General features: G+C 69.7%; 13 protein-coding genes. 2 read left to right on the top strand and 11 right to left on the bottom strand.

All coding sequences use genetic code 11. The annotated features are described in order from the left end of the window. The 8 genes from LY13_RS23015 to LY13_RS23050 form a co-directional block, all read right to left on the bottom strand. A partial coding sequence (locus tag LY13_RS23015; RefSeq protein ID WP_253830648.1) for a transposase occupies positions 1-300 on the bottom strand: 300 nt, incomplete at its 3' end. 12 nt (positions 301-312) lie between these two features. Continuing rightward, positions 313-618 carry a hypothetical protein gene (locus tag LY13_RS23020; protein WP_253830649.1) on the bottom strand — a complete coding sequence of 102 codons (306 nt, stop codon included), beginning with the start codon at positions 616-618 and terminating at the stop codon, positions 313-315. Beyond that, positions 615-3089 carry an AAA family ATPase gene (locus LY13_RS23025; RefSeq protein ID WP_253830650.1) on the bottom strand — a complete coding sequence of 825 codons (2475 nt, stop codon included), beginning with the start codon at positions 3087-3089 and terminating at the stop codon, positions 615-617. The genes LY13_RS23020 and LY13_RS23025 overlap by 4 nt, the downstream gene beginning before the upstream one ends. 193 nt (positions 3090-3282) lie before the next feature. Continuing rightward, entirely contained in the window at positions 3283-4119 is an 837-nt protein-coding gene (locus LY13_RS23030) for a hypothetical protein (RefSeq protein WP_253830651.1), read from the bottom strand. A 736-nt stretch (positions 4120-4855) separates the two neighbouring features. After that, positions 4856-5791 carry a mechanosensitive ion channel family protein gene (locus tag LY13_RS23035; protein WP_253830652.1) on the bottom strand — a complete coding sequence of 312 codons (936 nt, stop codon included), beginning with the start codon at positions 5789-5791 and terminating at the stop codon, positions 4856-4858. Positions 5792-6125: 334 nt separating this feature from the next. Next, complete coding sequence (locus LY13_RS23040) at positions 6126-6752, bottom strand: TetR/AcrR family transcriptional regulator (protein ID WP_253830653.1); 627 nt, start codon at positions 6750-6752, stop codon at positions 6126-6128. 151 nt (positions 6753-6903) lie between these two features. Next, positions 6904-8463 (bottom strand): class I adenylate-forming enzyme family protein, encoded by a 1560-nt coding sequence (locus LY13_RS23045; RefSeq protein WP_253830654.1) that lies wholly within the window; start codon positions 8461-8463, stop codon positions 6904-6906. A 38-nt stretch (positions 8464-8501) separates the two neighbouring features. Beyond that, the gene (locus tag LY13_RS23050; protein ID WP_253830655.1) at positions 8502-9152 is read right to left on the bottom strand and encodes a nitroreductase family protein; all 651 of its coding nucleotides are present in this window, start codon (positions 9150-9152) and stop codon (positions 8502-8504) included. A 249-nt stretch (positions 9153-9401) separates the two neighbouring features. On the opposite strand from LY13_RS23050, the gene LY13_RS23055 reads away from it, so the two are divergent. Next, positions 9402-11318, top strand: coding sequence for a flavin-containing monooxygenase (locus tag LY13_RS23055; protein WP_253830656.1), 1917 nt, complete (start codon positions 9402-9404; stop codon positions 11316-11318). Positions 11319-11400: 82 nt separating this feature from the next. Here the strand turns inward: LY13_RS23055 and LY13_RS23060 are convergent, their stop codons facing one another. Both LY13_RS23060 and LY13_RS23065 read right to left on the bottom strand, forming a co-directional pair. Then, a complete protein-coding gene (locus LY13_RS23060) occupies positions 11401-12927 on the bottom strand; it encodes an FAD-dependent oxidoreductase (protein WP_253830657.1) in 1527 nt (508 codons plus the stop codon). Between the two features lie 18 nt (positions 12928-12945). After that, entirely contained in the window at positions 12946-13857 is a 912-nt protein-coding gene (locus tag LY13_RS23065) for an AurF N-oxygenase family protein (RefSeq protein WP_253830658.1), read from the bottom strand. Positions 13858-14085: 228 nt separating this feature from the next. Between LY13_RS23065 and LY13_RS23070 the strand changes: the two genes are divergently transcribed. Beyond that, a complete protein-coding gene (locus LY13_RS23070) occupies positions 14086-14739 on the top strand; it encodes a class I SAM-dependent methyltransferase (RefSeq protein WP_253830659.1) in 654 nt (217 codons plus the stop codon). Positions 14740-14748: 9 nt separating this feature from the next. Here LY13_RS23070 and LY13_RS23075 read toward each other — a convergent pair whose 3' ends face one another. Next, entirely contained in the window at positions 14749-15654 is a 906-nt protein-coding gene (locus LY13_RS23075) for a 2-hydroxyacid dehydrogenase (protein ID WP_253830660.1), read from the bottom strand. Positions 15655-15673 lie beyond the last annotated feature (19 nt).

Consider the following 15673-nt stretch of genomic DNA (forward strand, 5'->3'; position numbering starts at 1 on the left):
GCGTGACCAGTCGATCTCCCCGGCGGCGTTCAACTCGGCGAGTAGCTCCTGATGCAACCGGTCGAAGACCCCGAGCTCCTGCCAGTCCCGAAGCCGTCGCCAGCACGTCATCCCGGAACCGAACCCCAGCTCCTGAGGCAGGTCCTCCCACCCGATCCCGGTGAACAACACGAACAGGATCCCCTGCAACACCTGCCGATCCGGCAACGGCTTCGGCCCCGTCCGACTCGCCGGACGCACCGGCAACAACGGCCCTATCCGGGCCCACAACTCGTCCGACACGACCCACGGCGCAGCCACACCAAGATCATCTCAAACCAAGATCATCAACCTGTTAGGGGCTCTCAGCCCCGACCACGCCGTGTGGGCCGCCTCCGCCACGTCGGCGTCCACGACGCACCGCAGGACGATGAGCCGCGAACGTTCGTTCGCCCGCGGTAGGTCAGCACCCACATCGAGACACAACCTCTTCACCGCGTCCTCCACGGCCTGCCGTGCCACGAACGCCGCCGCGCGCGTCACCTGCGACGGCGGGATCCCCCGCGCGCCGTCCAGGATCGCCCCCGCCTCCGCGAGCAACCGCCCCGCAACGCCGCCACCGTCTCCCACGGCCGTCACCGCGTGCTCCGCAGGTCCCTGACGAAGTTCTCCACCGACCTGACCGCATCGAGCGGGTCCCTGTCCAGCTGCCCGTGGGCCCCACCGGTCACCAGGCCGAACGCCTCGCTGCGTCCCGGCCCTCGCCGTTTCCAGCCACTGACGTCGGCCTCCGGATCGCCCTCGAGTGCCAACGCGATGCGATTCTTCGTGCGCTGCGCGGCTCGCCAGGCCTCCTCCACATCGGATCTCGCATCTCCGCGGGTCAACCTGCGCGTCAGATACACCTCGTGACACGCCGCCTCCACCGCCTGCCGGCACAACCCCGGCAACACGCGGCGGCGCACCTCGTCCGGAACCTGCTCGTCCTTGCAGATCGCGAACGCGTCGTCGAGCAACCGGCGCGTAGGGTCCTCGCAATCCGCGACCGTCACCACCGACTCGCTGTCCCGATTCACCTCCACGATCCGCGCATCGACCCCGAGCTGCCGGACCGCCTGCGGCAGCCGATCGTCGTGCGAGAACACGACCACCTGGCGGTCCCGCGCGAACCCGGCCAGCACCTTGACGAAACTGTCCACCTTCGCCGGATCCATCGCCTGGATCGGATCGTCCAGCACCACGAACCGGAACGGACTCCCCGGCGCGGTCGCCCGCGGCAGGAACAACGCCAACGCCAGACCGTGCAGCTCGCCCTGGCTCATCACACCCAGCGCCTCGGCGTCCGCACCGTCCACATCGGCGTACAGCTCCAGCTTGCGCGACGTGTTGCGTCCCTTGAACCGGATACCACCGAGGTCGACGTTGCTCTCCTGCTTCAGCGCAGCCCAGATCTCCCGGGCACGCTCCTCGAGAGCGGCGAGCCGGTTGGCCCGCAACTGTTCCCGAACCCGCTTCATGGCGTCCCGTGCGGCCTTGGCACGGTCCAGCTGCGGCTGCCGCGCGGCAGCCTCCCTGGCGAGCTTCACCCACTCGCCCAGGTCGAGCGCGTGCGCCGTCCAGACGTCCTCGTGCTCGGCCAGCAACTCCCCGGCCTCGGTCCTGAGGTTCGCCACCGCCTCGGCCAGCTCCGCGTGAACACGCTCCACATGGGACGCTCGTTCGCCGTCGCCCTCCGGCAGCTCCTGCCAGTGACGCACCACCTCGACGGCCTCCGCCCGCGTACTCAGCGGGAACGCCTCCGGGGCGGCCGGGGTGCGAACAGCGTCCACGACCTCACCGAGTCGTCGCCGAGCCCGATCGAGCCTGTCGCCCGCGGCACGCCGCTGCGCCGACTCGGCGTGCTCCTCCTCGAGCGCGTTTTCGACCCGCTGTCGCCAGGCCTCGTCCAACGTTCCCTCGCCGCACACCGGGCACTCGATGTCGCCTTCGTGCACGTGGAAGTCGAGTGCACTGCGCAGGAGCGCGGTGCGGCGATCCGCGAGCGCCGCCGCATTGTCGGCGAGCTGCGTCCACGCCCCGGCGGCGTCACGCAGTTCCCGTGCCGCCTCGGCGACGACGTCGGCGGCCGGGACCGTCACCTCGGCCAGGGCGCGCAGCTCGTCGATCCCACGCTGGGGAGCGGCGCCCGTCGCGATGCGTTCCACCTCGTCGACGTCCGGCCGGTGCTTGCGCAACTGCGCCAACGCCGCGCGGGCGCGCTCGTCGTCGACGTCGGCCAGCTGTTTCTTCAGCTCTTTCGTACGGGCTTTGCGGGCTTCTTCGGCTTCTCCCAGCTGTTTTACGGCGTCGGTCAGCAACTGTTCAGTGTCAGCGGCCTGTTCGAGCCCGAGGACCTCGTTGACCTTGTCGTGCAGCTTGCTCGGCTCCGACTCCAGCAGACCGCCGAGCTCGTCGTAGGACAGGATCGGCTGGTACCGCTCGATGTCGCGATCCCACCCGAGCGAACCGAGTCCCTCCTCGCGGCGCCCACCCGCCCGCTGGAACCACTGCTCGCGGTCGGCGAGGTCGCCGGTTCCCTCGGCCCAGCTGACGCCGACGGCGGCCTTGCCCTGCCCTTCCACGGCCAGCCCGACACGCACCTCACACGGCTCGGCCCGGTGCAGATTGCGCCAATGCTGCTGCCACACCGCGGCCTTCCTGCCGTTCTGCTTGTTCCAGCGGTACGTGTGCCCCGTCAGTGCAACCTCGATCGCCTCGGAGAAACTCGACTTGCCGGAACCGTTGCGGCCCGCCACGATCGTCAACCCCGGCGCCGGATGCAGCGGAAGCTTCGCCTGCGGTCCGATCCCGCGGAACCCGCTCACCGTCACCGATTCGAGGAACGCACCGGACGGCTCGCGACTCTCGTCGGTGTCGGTTTCCGCCGGTGCCTCTGTCTCCGTCGTCGGCGCCGGTGCCGGATTGTCGAGCATGTCGGCGAGCGCGTCGGCGCCTTCGAGCGCTGCCAGCACGACATACTGGGCATCCGTCTCGGACGCATCGTCGGCCTCGAGCAGCTCGGTGATCTCGTCCGTCAACAACGTCCGGGTGGAACCACCGTTGTCATTCATCGGAACCTGCCTCCCTTGTCGCTGTGGCCTTCGTCGGGGAGGCAGGCCGCTGTTACGGGGTGTGCCGAGGCGATACGCGAGCGTTACCGGTCGCCCTCACCAGACGGAGCCCGGGTGCGCGGGACTGTCGTTCCCACGCACCCGGGCTCCTCGAACAGGGCGGATGCCCGCCGGGAACGGAAAGTCGGGCCGGTCAGGCGCCGTGCTCTCCCCTGCGGCGGGACAGCCACACCGTGCCGCCGCCGACAGCGAGCAGCGCCACGCCGGCAGGCACAAGCCACGTCAGCGTGCCGCTGACCCCGGTGTCGGCCAGGTCGTCGTTCGCGGAGACCGCGTCGACCGTCACCGGCGCCGACGAGGTGGGGCCGGGCGTGGTCACGGGAGCCACTCCGTCGTCGGTCTCGGACGGCTGACCACCCTTGCCGTTGTCGCCTCCCTCGTCACGCTTGTCGTCGCCGTCGTCGCCGTCGTCGCCCGGCTTCTCCGGATTCCCGGGCTCGTCGCCCGGGTTCTCGCCACCGGGCTGCTCACCGGGCTCCTCACCGGGGTTCTCGGGATCGTCGCCGGGCTCCTCCGGGTTCGGCGGCGTGGTCGACTCGGGCTCGCACAGGTCGACGTCGACGGACTGCGCAGGTGCGAAGAAGTGCTGCTCGGGGCCACGGTCGATCCAGGCCCGCACCGTAATCACACCGTCGCCGTTGACGTCCGGCGTGTCGACGGGCACCTCGACGGTGACCGTCTCCTCGCTGCCCGCAGCGATGGGGGTCAGGTGGAAGACGTTGCCCCACGTCTCATTCTCGAGCGGACCCTCTTCGATGGTGTCGCCGGTGACGTCGTCGGCCGTGCCGCTCTCGGAGCCGATCTGGAAATCGCCGAAGAACTTGAAGTCGGTGGGGTTGCTGAAGGTCACGGTAGCGATGCCGCACTCCTCGCTGCCGATGGTGACCGAGGTTCCCTCGTCAGCCGCCGCGGGGGACACGCACAGGAATACACCCGCCACCGCAGCAGGAATGGTCAACAGTTTCCTCATCGTCTCTCTTTCTTGTTGCAACCGCACAGCCCGTGGGGTCGTGAACCTTCCGATTCTCGGGCGATGCGGGAACGTCGAATTCCACAGTGGACTGTTGGCGTCACAACGTCGGATGACGCGCCGGAACAGCGTGGACACGCAAGCCACACCCCGCTTCTCGTGCCCACACACCGAAGCCCTTCGGTGGCGCGACCGGCAGTGTTTCCCGCTTCGGTGGAATGTGATCGCGGCGTGACAAACGATCACGCTCGGTGCTTCACGACGGCCCACCGACAACACAGGCGGTCACGGGGCAGGAATGGTCCACGCCATATCGGAATCAGTGGAAAATGTTGACCATCGACTACGGGGGCCAGGCGATCTCGTCCGCAACGTCGATGTCCGGCGGGTCGTCGGCGCACTCCGGCGTATCGATACGAAGAGCCGCCCGTCGGTACGAAACCGGCGAGCGGCTCTGTCTACGCACCTCGTCCGCGCAGGGGCCTCAGCGCCGTGCACGAACGCAGAACAACGGCGGCCTGAGTACGGAACACGCGCTCCCGGGAGCGCGGTCGCGCGGCAGCACGTCGATGAGGGGCGGCGGTCGGGTGACGGGCGGGCGCAACACGGTCCCCGGGATCCGCAACACGGGCCCCTGGGAACGCAACACGGTCCCCGGAACCTGCAACACGAGCCCCCAGGGACGCAACACGCGCCCCTGGATCCGCAACACGGCAGCGTGCCGGCGCGGCCGGGGTCAGCCGGACTGGGAAGCGCCGGCGTTCGCCAACGGCAGGATCGGGTAGGCGACGCGGACGCCCGCGGCGTCGAGGCCGGCCTTCAGGTGGGCCCGCAGGTCGCGGCCGATCGACCACTGGTCGCCGGGCTGGGTCATGACCATGACCCGCACCGTGACGGCACCGTTGCCGATGCCGACCACACCGCTGATGTCCGGCCGCTCGATGATCTTCGGCGCGAACTCCGGGTTGTCGGCGAATTCGTCGATGCTGCGCTGGATGACGGCCTTCGCCTCGTCGAGGTTCACCGAGTAGTCCAGCGGCAGCTCCACGACCGCGTTGGCCCAGTCCTGGTTCATGTTGCAGACACGCATGATCTCGCCGTTGCGCACGTGCCACAACCCGCCGTTGAGGTCGCGGATCTTCGTCACCCGCAGCGTGACCGCCTCGACCGTGCCGACCGCGTCGCCCACGTCGACGACGTCACCCACGCCGTACTGGTCCTCGACCATCATGAAGATGCCGGACAGGAAGTCCTGCACCAGGCTCTGCGCACCGAAACCGATCGCAAGGCCGATCACACCGGCGCTCGCGATGATCGGGCCGATGTTGATTCCGAACTGGCCGAGGATCGTCACGAACGCGATGCCGAAGATCACGAACGAGGCAACGCTCTTGAGCACCGAAGCGATCGTGCCCGCCCGCTGGCGCTGCCGTTCGCCACGACTCTCGTTGTTCTGCTTGATGACCCGGCTCGCCGCCTTGGCCTTCGCCTTGTCGATCCGCTCGCGCGAGTTGACCATCCGCTTGGCCAGCTGGTCGATGACCCGGCCGACGATCGCACGCAGCACCAGCGCGAGCACCACGATGATCGCGATGTTGATCAGACCGGACACCATCTCCGTGGAGTTCTCATTGAACCAGTCCACGAACGCATTGGCCTGGACACGAGGCATGGGCGCGGGTCTCCCCTCTTCCGCTGGCAGCGGACACGTACTCGGCGTCACCGGGCAGGGTAGGCAGCCACCCGCACGCCGCCCGCACGCGGGGCGCCATCGACCTGACGAAGTGCTCCTTGACCAGCACGTCGAAGACGCCTCGCCGGCCCGTTGACGTCAGTGAGCGGCCGACTTCACCGGTACCTCACGGGCCCAGGCCACCAGCCTCAGCACCGCAGCCCGGTCGCGGGGTGCATGCTGTCCACGTCAGGGCTCCTGCCGCCCACGTCAGGGCGCAACCCGCGCGCCTCAGCACGCAGTCGGGCCGCCTCGACACCGCAGGCCACCGATCTCAGGGACGCAGGCCGTCGAACAGCATCCGCAGATAGGTGTCGGCGACGTCCTCGACGTCGTCGTCCGACGCGCCCCGGATCCAGCCGCTGACGCCGTTGAGCATGTCGAGCATGCCCAGTGCCACCAGCTTCGGATCGAGCTCGCGGAACTCGCCCGCACGCATGCCCGCGGCGAGCACGTCCCGCACCCGCCGGTGGTAGTACTGCCGGTACCGGTCGACCTCGGCCAGGTGCTCCTCCGTCAGCGACGTGCGCTCGTGCAACGCCACCAGATGCTCCACCCGCCGCCTGCGCAACTGCCGGATGTGCGCCCGCAGCAGGTCCGCCAGGCGTTCCGCCGGCGTTCCCGCCGCGTCGAGCAGCGGCAGATTCTCCTCCACCGGCTCACGCGTCACCGCCAGGCAGATCTCGTAGAGGATCTCCTCCTTCGACGAGAAGTGGTGGTACAGGCTCGCCCCGCGGATACCGACGGCCTCGGCGATGTCACGCATGCCGACGTTGCCGTACCCGCGCGTCGCGAACGTCCGCGCTGCCGCCGTGACGATCTCCGCACGCCGGCCACGACTCCGCCCCGTGCGCGGCGCCGTGCGGTTCGCCGGTTCGGCCCCGTCGGTCGGCTCGGCCACCCGTTCCACGTCTCCTCTCGCGCCACCGCCCGGTGACACCGTGTCCACCGGCTGCCCGTATGTCCGCGGTCGTGCCCGCGCGGGCGCGACCACTATCGCGCACCGCGCAGGCACCGCTCCGGCAACCCCGCCGATCCGGCGCCGCGCAGAGCTAGGCAGGCGTGTTCGCGACCTGCCCGCGCAGCTGCCGTTTCAGGATCTTGCCCTGCGGGTCGACGGGCAGCTCCGAGACGACGTGCACGGCCTTGGGCACCTTGTACGAGGCGAGCCGCTCCCGGCACACCGCGATGACGTCCTCGGCGGTGACCTCGTGCTCGCCGTCCGGGACGACGAACGCCGTGACCGCCTCCGACCAGTACGCGTCCGGCAGCCCGACGACCGCGGCCCTGAGCACGCCCGGATGGCCGTACACGACCCGCTCGACCTCCTGCGACGACACGTTCATCCCGCCGGTCTTGATCATGTCCTTGAGGCGGTCGTGGAAGAACAGGTTGCCGTCGGCGTCGATGCGCACCATGTCGCCGGTGTGGACCCAGCCGTCGCGGAACACCTCGGCGGTGCGCTCGGGATCGTCGAGGTAGCCGAGCATGGCCGACGGGGTACGGCACAGCAGCTCGCCCACCTCGGCGTCGTTGCCGTCGGCGTCGACGACGCGGATCTCCAGGTGCGTGACCGGCTTGCCGATCCACGCCGCGTCGCCGCCGGGGACGTCGTCGAGCGTGCGGAAGAACCCGACCGTGCCGAGCTGCGAGAGTTCCGACTGCCCCCAGTACGTGCCCCACAGCACGTCGGATGCCGCCGCGGCCCACGCCTCGACGACGTGGGGCGGAATCAGCCCGCCGTAGGTCATGCACCGGCGCACCTGGCCGACCGCGTCCGGCCCGAACGCCGGTTCCTGCGCCAACGCCGTGTAGAACGTCGGCGTCTGCGCGATGACGGTGATCCGCTCGCTTTCGATGATCCGCAGGGCCGCGGCCGGTTCGACCGTCGCGGGCAGCACCAGCGTCGCGCCCATCAGCGTCAGGCTCGTCATGGAGCCGAGCCCGGCGATCGTGTGGAACGGCATGACGAACAGCCACGTGTCCCGTGGGCCGGTGTCCAGTCCCCAGCCCCACGCCGGGGCCGTGGAGGCGAGGTAGTTGCGGTGCGGGATCAGCACGCCCTTGGGGCTGGCCTCCGTTCCGGAGGTGTAGACGATCAGCGCCACATCGTTCTCGTCGACGGCGACGTCCGGTTCGTCGGTCGGCTGTTCGGCCAGCAGCCGGTCCAGGTCGGCGCCGTAGGTCAGCCGCGCCGCGTCCGGGGGTCGCGCCGCGTCGACGACGGCCTGGAAGTCGGGATCGGTGAGCACCAGCGTCGCCCTGCTGTGGCTCAGCTGGTGCGCCACCTCCGGTTCGCGGTACAGCGGGTTGACCCCGGTGAACGCGGCGCCGATCTTGAGGGCGCCGTAGTAGGCCGCGACGACGTCGACGCTGTTGCGCGCCATCGACGCGACCCTGCTGCCGTGGCCGAGTCCGCGCGCGGTGAACAGGTGCGCGAACCGGTTGGCCCGCTCGTCGAGCGCGCCGTAGGTCGTCTCGGTGCGGGTGCCGTCTGCGCCGTAGGCGATGAACGCGACCTTGTCCGGCTGCGTCCTGGCGTGCCTGCGCAGCTGGTCACCGATGGTCGCGCGGCCCAGCGGGGTCCGGTGGTGCGGGGCGAGGTCGGGCACGGGTGCCTCCTGCGGGGATCGGGTCGCCTGCGGCCGGCTCAGACGGCGGCGTCGGCGAAGTACGGCCGGGTGAAGGTCTCTGCGGCGACGATGTCGGCCACCGGGCTGCGCGACAGCGTCGTCGGGAAGCCCTTCTCCGGGTAGCCGACGGTGACGTGCGCGGCCGTCAGGAAGTCGTCGGGGATCTCGAGCAGCTCGCGCACCTGCGGCTCGGCGTGGCACAGCAGCGTGGTGACGGCCGAGGCGACACCCTGGTCGCGCAGCGCGAGGCAGAAGTTCTGCACCGTCGGGTAGATCGACCCGCCACCGACGACCGACACGCGGTCCAGCTCCAGATCCGTCGGGTGCAGCCCGTCGATCTCGGCGCAGACCACGACGATCGCGGGAACGTCGGCGAGGTGCTCGGCGAAGTGGTCCGCGTCGCGCACGGCCTTCGGCATGGCGCCGATGTTGACGCTGCCGTCGCCGATGCCGCCGAGGTAGGCCTTCCACATCGGCAGGTACAGGTCCTGCAACGCCTGTTTGCGCGCCCGGTCGCGGACCACGATCCAGCGCACCGGCTGCCGGTTGCCGCCCTGCGGCCCGAACCGCGCCACCTCGAACGCCCGGTACAGCGTCTCGTCGGGCACCGGGTCCTGCCGGTAGTACCGGCACGTACCCACCGTGCGCATCGCGTCGGTCAGCTCCATTGCTCAACCCTTCACCCTCGGTATTACCTATCCATTGTTAGGTTATAAGCAGCGATACTCCTGTGACCGGAGGCACATGTCAAGACGCGATGCGAAATGATCAGCCAACTTGACGCAGCGTGTCGCGGCGTGTTGACACTGTTCCCACGGCTCATCGGAACCACCAGAACCTAACTGCCGTTAGACTTCTCGGTGAGTACCACTTTCTGATGAGTCCCACTGCGCGGCGGAAGCGGAGGACCGACTGCTGTGACCGAGACACCCCCGGAGACGAGTGACACGGATGCGGCCGACCTCGCCGCAGCCCTCGAGCACGCCAACCTGCCCGCCCTCGTGCCGGTGCTGTACCAACTCACCGGTGATCGCGCCTGGCTCCAGGACCCGTACCGACCGAGCCGCAGCCGCGGTATGGACAACAACGACTCCGGCGGCTTCCCGCCCGAGGTCGCGGCCCGGATCAAGGAGGCCGTGCTCGACGCCGTGCTGACGCACGAGACGGGCACCCCACCCGCCGTGCCCGCACCGGTCGGCGACGAGCTCCGCGAACTGCTGGAAGTCGCCAACGGCGAGGCCGTTCCCGCCGAGTACGCCGACATGGCCGCCGAGGACATGGGGTTCACACCGTCACCGACGCCCGTCGCCCCGGACGGCGGGATCGACGCCATCGTGATCGGCGCCGGCATCTCGGGCATGCTCGCCGCGATCAAACTCCGCGAGGCGGGCATCGACCACGTCGTGCTGGAGAAGAACGACGACGTCGGCGGTTGCTGGCTGGAGAACGTCTACCCGGGGGCGGGCGTCGACACCCCGAGTCACCTCTACTCGTACTCGTTCGCACCGCGCGCCTGGCGGACCCACTTCGGCAAGCGCGACGAGGTGGAGCAGTACCTGCGCGGCGTCGCCGACGAGCACGAGCTCCGCAAGGTGATCCGCTTCGGCACCGAGGTCGCCTCCGCCGACTACGACGCCGACACCGCCACCTGGACCGTCCACACCGAACACGGCGAGCGGCTGAGCGCACGGATCCTGATCAGCGCGACCGGCGCCCTGAACCGGCCCAAGATTCCCGCGATCTCCGGGCTCGACGACTTCCGGGGCCCGATCTTCCACACCGCAGCCTGGCCGGAAGGACTCGACCTGACCGGCAAACGCGTCGCCGTCGTCGGCAGTGGGGCCAGCGCCATGCAGGTCGTGCCCGCCATCGCCCCGACGGTGTCGCAGCTGACCGTCTTCCAGCGCTCACCCCAGTGGATCGCACCCAACGACGTCTACTTCAGCGAGATCGACGACGCCGTCGCCCTGCTGATGGAGCGGATCCCCTTCTACCGCGCCTGGTACCGCACCCGGCTCGCGTGGAACTTCAACGACCGCGTGCACCCCGCGCTGCAGATCGATCCCGAGTGGCCGCACCCCGAGCGGTCGGTCAACGTCATCAACGACAGCCACCGCCGCGCCTTCACCCGGTACCTGGAGTCGCAATTGGACGGCAGACCGGACCTGATCGCGAAGACACTGCCGGACTATCCACCGTTCGGCAAACGCATGCTGCTCGACAACGGCTGGTTCGCGGCGCTGCGGCGCGACAACGTCGAGCTCGTCACCGAAGGCGTCGAGGAGATCACGCCGACCGGCGTCCGCGGCAGCGGCGGCACCGAGACCGACGTCGACGTCGTCATCCTGGCCACCGGCTTCCACACCCACCGCTTCCTGTATCCGATGCGGGTGACGGGCCGCTCCGGCACGACGCTGGCCGACGCCTGGGGCCCCGAGAACGCGCACGCCTACCTCGGCATCACCGTCCCCGACTTCCCGAACCTGTTCATCACCTGCGGACCGGGGACCGCGCTGGGGCACGGCGGCAGTTTCATCACCGTGGCCGAATGCCAGGTCCGCTACATCGTCGACACCCTGGTGACCATGGCCCGCCACGGCCTGCGCGCCGTGGAGGTCCGCCCCGAGGTCGAGGCCGACTACACCCGGCGGCACGACGAGGCCCACGAGAAGATGCTGTGGACCCATCCCGGCATGACCAACTGGTACCGCAACGCCGACGGCCGCGTCGTGTCGACCATGCCGTGGCGGATCGTCGACTACTGGGCCATGACCCGCCACGCAGACCTCGCCGACTACCACACCGAACCGGCGCTGCCCGCCGACGAGGTGTGACGGCGAGGGGTGCCCCGGGCGAGCGGTGACACCTCCGCACGCCTCGCCGGGGGCGTTCCGGTCGACCCCGTGACCAGCAGGTTCAGGACCGGCGGAGCAGGCCTGTCCGTTTCGGTTTCGCCGACCTGTCCCGTGACGTCCGGACGGTGCCGCTGCGGACGTCGTCCAGCAGCGACGCGACGGTCTCCTGCGCACACGTCTTGTTGGCACCGATCCCGCCGGACGGGCCGCGCTTGATCCACCCCACGACGTACGTGCCGTCGCGGCCCTCGACCCGGCCTGCCGTATTGGGGATCGTTCCCGTCGTCTCGTCGAACGGCAGGCCCCGCACCCCGATCCCGCGGTACCCGACGGCGCGCACCACCAACGCGGCTTCGATGTCCACATCGGACTCCGGTCCGCCGGTCCGCAGCCCGGACACCCGATCCTCGCCGCGGATCTCACGCGGCGAGGAGTGGAACCTCAGCACGATCCGTCGCCGACCCCCCTCGGCCGGCGACGACCAGTCGATGCGTTCCTGCGCGACTCCCTGCAGCAGGTACGCCTTCTCCCCCGGCTCGGCGGCGTCGATCGCCTTCGCCACCCGGTCGTCGTGGATGTCCACGACGACGTCGAAGTCCGGATGCCGCGTCAGGGCCAGCAGTTCCGGCTCGGTGTACGCGGCGTGTTCCGGTCCCCGCCGGGCGAGCAGCACGACCTCCCGCACCGAACTGGACCGCAGCCGCGCCAGTGCGTCCCGGGAGATGGAGGTGCCCTCCAACCCGTCCGGCTCGCTGGACAGGATGCGGGCGACGTCGAGTGCCACGTTGCCGTTGCCGATCAGCACGGCACGCTCCGACGACAGGTCGACCTCGGCGCTCGCGTCGGGGTGGCCGGCGTCGGGGTGGCCGTTGTACCAGGACACGACGTCGGTCGCCGCGACACTGCCCGGCAGCTGCTCCCCTTCGATGCCCAGCGACCGCGCCGACGACGCGCCCACGGCGTAGATCACCGCGTCGTGCCGGGCGGCCAGGTCGTCGACCGTGACGTCCCTGCCGACCTCGACGCCGAGCCGCAGTGTCAGCCGAGGGTGCTCGCGGTAGCGCGCGAACGTCTCGTCGATCCGTTTCGTCGACGGATGGTCCGGCGCCACACCGAAGCGGATCAGCCCGCCCGCGACGTCGAGCCGGTCGATCAGCGTGACCCGCGCACTGGTGTGCAGCAACAGGTCCTCGACGGCGTACATTCCCGCCGGACCACTGCCGACGACGGCGACGTCCGGCGCGGGAAAGTCGCTCGAGATCGTCCGGTCGAACGTGGGCGCACCCCAGTTGTGGAACACCGGCGAGGAGCCGAGCACGTCCGCCGACACCGGCTTGCCGTCGTAGAACCGGGCGTTCACGTCGGCGTACGGCTTGAGGGACTCGCTCAGCATGTCGACCGGGAAGATGGCGTCCACCGGGCACGCATCGGCGCACGCGCCGCAGTCGATGCAGCTGCGCGGGTCGATGTAGAGCATGTCGGTGGTGCCGAAGTCCGGCTCGTCCGGCGTCGGGTGGATGCAGTTGACCGGGCACACGGCGACGCACGAGGCGTCGTTGCAGCAGGTCTGCGTGATCGCGTAGGCCATGTGATGTCCGAGCCGGAATCAGAGGAGGTTGGCGCGCTTGTAGATGCGCTTCGACGCCTTCGTCAGCAGGCCGGCCGAGTTGAGGAACTCCATGAGGCCGGCACAGCTCGACCGCAGCATCGCCTTGTGATTCTCGTTGCTGCGCGCCTCCCGGATGGCCCGCTTCGGGTCCAGGCCCGCGTTCTCGTAGACCTTCGGGTTCCACATGGCGTCGACGATGAAGTACGCCACGACGGCGATGTTGATCGCATTGATGTGGCGGCGCAGCTTGCCCGCGCCCTTCATCCGCTCCTTGGTCTCCTCGCGCGCGAACTTCATGTGCCGCGATTCCTCGACCACGTGGATGTTGTTGATGGTGCGCACGAAGGGCACGACGCGCTCGTCGCGCATCCAGTCGCGCTGCATCACGTCGAGGACCTCTTCGGCCACGAGGATCGCGGCGTAGGCGGCCTCACCGCGCGCGGTGGCCGCGTAGAACCTGCCGCCGTGCACCGCGTACCACTTCGGCCGGTACGCGGGCGCGTTCAGCTTCTCCGCACCGCGGGCGAACATGATCGAGTGCCGGCACTCGTCGGCGATCTCCGTCAGGGCCCACTGGAACTCCGGCGACGTCGGGTCCTTGGCGTAGAAGTCCCGCAACACCATCTGCTGGAGGATCATCTCGAACCAGATGCCGGTACTGGCCACGGACGCCGCTTCCTGCCGCGTCAACTCGCGCTTCTGATCCTCGGTCATCTCGTCCCAGTAGGGCGTGCCGTAGAGCGTGCTCCACTCCGGCGACGTCCCCCAGTACGAGGTGTCCAGCGGCGTCTCCCAGTCGACCTCGGTGGCGGGGTCGTAGGACAACATCTCCGAGGAGTCCAGCAGCCGCTGCGCAACCGGCTGAGCGTCGGACGGGGCCGCGTCGGTGCGGTCGTCGATGCTGGTCATGAGGGCGCTCCTGACGAGATTAGGTGTTACCGGGATTTACTGTTACTCAAGGTAACACGGGACTTCGGGCAAGGCCAACCCGGCACATCCGACCAGGTCGAGGGGCGATTCGGGGCTCGCAGGACCGCTGCGAGGCGACGCCGGGAACGCACACATCCGCCATGCTGTTCACGGGAACCAGCCTCCGCCCCGCCCGGGGCGGGGGCACCGTCGACGTTTCAGGGAGCCATGCGCGACCGACACCACGCGGGCAGCACCGGCGATTCCACTGCTCGTATACGCCAGGACTACGACGCCTACGCCGCGCGGTACGACCGGGAGACGAGCGTCTACGAACGGACGATGCTCGGCGACGGTCGCGGTTGGGCCTGCTCACAGGCCCGTGGCGACGTCCTGGAAGTCGCGATCGGCACAGGCCGAAATCTCCCCTTCTACCCACGGAGCGCGCGGCTGTCCGGGATCGAGCTCAGTCCGGCCATGCTCGCGCGGGCGCGTGCGCGGGCGGGCGACCTCGGCCGTGACGTCCAGTTGGTCGAGGGCGACGCGCAAGCGCTGCCCTTCCGCGACGCCGCGTTCGACACCGTGGTGTGCACGTTGGGACTGAGCAGCATTCCCGACGACCGGGCCGCCGTCGTCGAGATGCACCGCGTGCTGCGCCGCGGGGGTCACGTCGTACTGCTCGGACACGTGGCGAGCCCGTACCGCCCGCTCCGGACGTGGCAACGTCTCCTCGAACGGTTTCCCGCCGTCGTCGGCGTACGACGACCCGCCGACCGGCAAACCCGGCAGGTCGTCCCGCTCCTCGACGCGGCCGGGTTCACCGTGCTGTATCGCCGGCGCACCCGCGGCGGCATCGTGGAACGCGTCACCGCGGCCAAGTAGCGAGCGGACTCAGTACTCGCCGTGGACGAGGTTCTCCGGCAGTTCGCCACCGGCGTAGCGTTCCAGCTCCTTCGCGACGACGGTGTACGACCGCGCGAGCCTGCCGTTGACGAACCCGCCCGTGTGCGGGGTGATCGTCACGTTCGGCGCGGTCCACAGCGGGTGCCCCTCCGGCAGTGGTTCGGGGTCGGTGACGTCGAGGATCGCCCGCAGCCGCCGCGTGGCCAGTTCTCCGAGGAGCGCGTCGGTGTCGACGACCGGCCCCCTCGCGGCGTTGACGAGCACGCCGCCGTCGGGCATCGCGGCAAGGAATCCGGCGTCGACCATGCCGCGGGTCCGCGACGTCAGCGGTACGAGCAGCACCACGATGTCCGCGTCGGGCAGCAGCGACGGCGTTTCGTCGACGCCGCGCACCCCCTCGCGGGCGGTCATACCGACCATCGTGACGCGCACGTCGAACGGGGTGAGCCTGCGCTCGAGCTGCCTGCCGACATCGCCCGCCCCCACGATCACGGCCCGCTTGCCCTGCAACGTGTCGGTGCCGTGCGGCCGCCACTCGCCGTCGGCGTGGGCGGCCTGGAAGTCCGGCAGCTCGCGGTACAGCGACAGGAGCGTCGCCACGGCCCATTCCGCGGTGCTGCCGCCGTGGGCACCACGGCACGTCGACAGCAGCACCCCGGGCGGGACGACGTCGACCCACTCCTCGGCACCCGCGCTGCGCAGCTGGATCAGTCGCAGCTTCGGCAGCTCCGACAGCACCTTCGCGGTGACGCCGAAGCCGGGCACGAGCACCTCCGCGTCGACGGCGGCCTCGGGCAACGGCAGGCCGGGTTCGTACTTGACCGGCTGCACGCCGTCGATGCCGGTCAGCGCAGCCATGCCGTCGTCGTCGGGAACCAGAACCGTGATCGCCATGTCCCCATCCTCTCGGGCC

Origin of the sequence: Prauserella aidingensis, assembly GCF_024171865.1 — a bacterium.
GTDB classification, from domain to species: domain Bacteria; phylum Actinomycetota; class Actinomycetes; order Mycobacteriales; family Pseudonocardiaceae; genus Prauserella; species Prauserella aidingensis.

Bases quoted from the DNA above. Each gene is read 5' to 3' on its own strand.
- LY13_RS23060 (WP_253830657.1), bottom strand. From the start codon at position 12,927: ATGGCCTACGCGATCACGCAGACCTGCTGCAACGACGCCTCGTGCGTC.
- LY13_RS23070 (WP_253830659.1), top strand. From the start codon at position 14,086: ATGCGCGACCGACACCACGCGGGCAGCACCGGCGATTCCACTGCTCGT.
- LY13_RS23050 (WP_253830655.1), bottom strand. From the start codon at position 9,152: ATGGAGCTGACCGACGCGATGCGCACGGTGGGTACGTGCCGGTACTAC.
- LY13_RS23035 (WP_253830652.1), bottom strand. From the start codon at position 5,791: ATGCCTCGTGTCCAGGCCAATGCGTTCGTGGACTGGTTCAATGAGAAC.
- LY13_RS23075 (WP_253830660.1), bottom strand. From the start codon at position 15,654: ATGGCGATCACGGTTCTGGTTCCCGACGACGACGGCATGGCTGCGCTG.
- LY13_RS23030 (WP_253830651.1), bottom strand. From the start codon at position 4,119: ATGAGGAAACTGTTGACCATTCCTGCTGCGGTGGCGGGTGTATTCCTG.
- LY13_RS23025 (WP_253830650.1), bottom strand. From the start codon at position 3,089: ATGAATGACAACGGTGGTTCCACCCGGACGTTGTTGACGGACGAGATC.
- LY13_RS23065 (WP_253830658.1), bottom strand. From the start codon at position 13,857: ATGACCAGCATCGACGACCGCACCGACGCGGCCCCGTCCGACGCTCAG.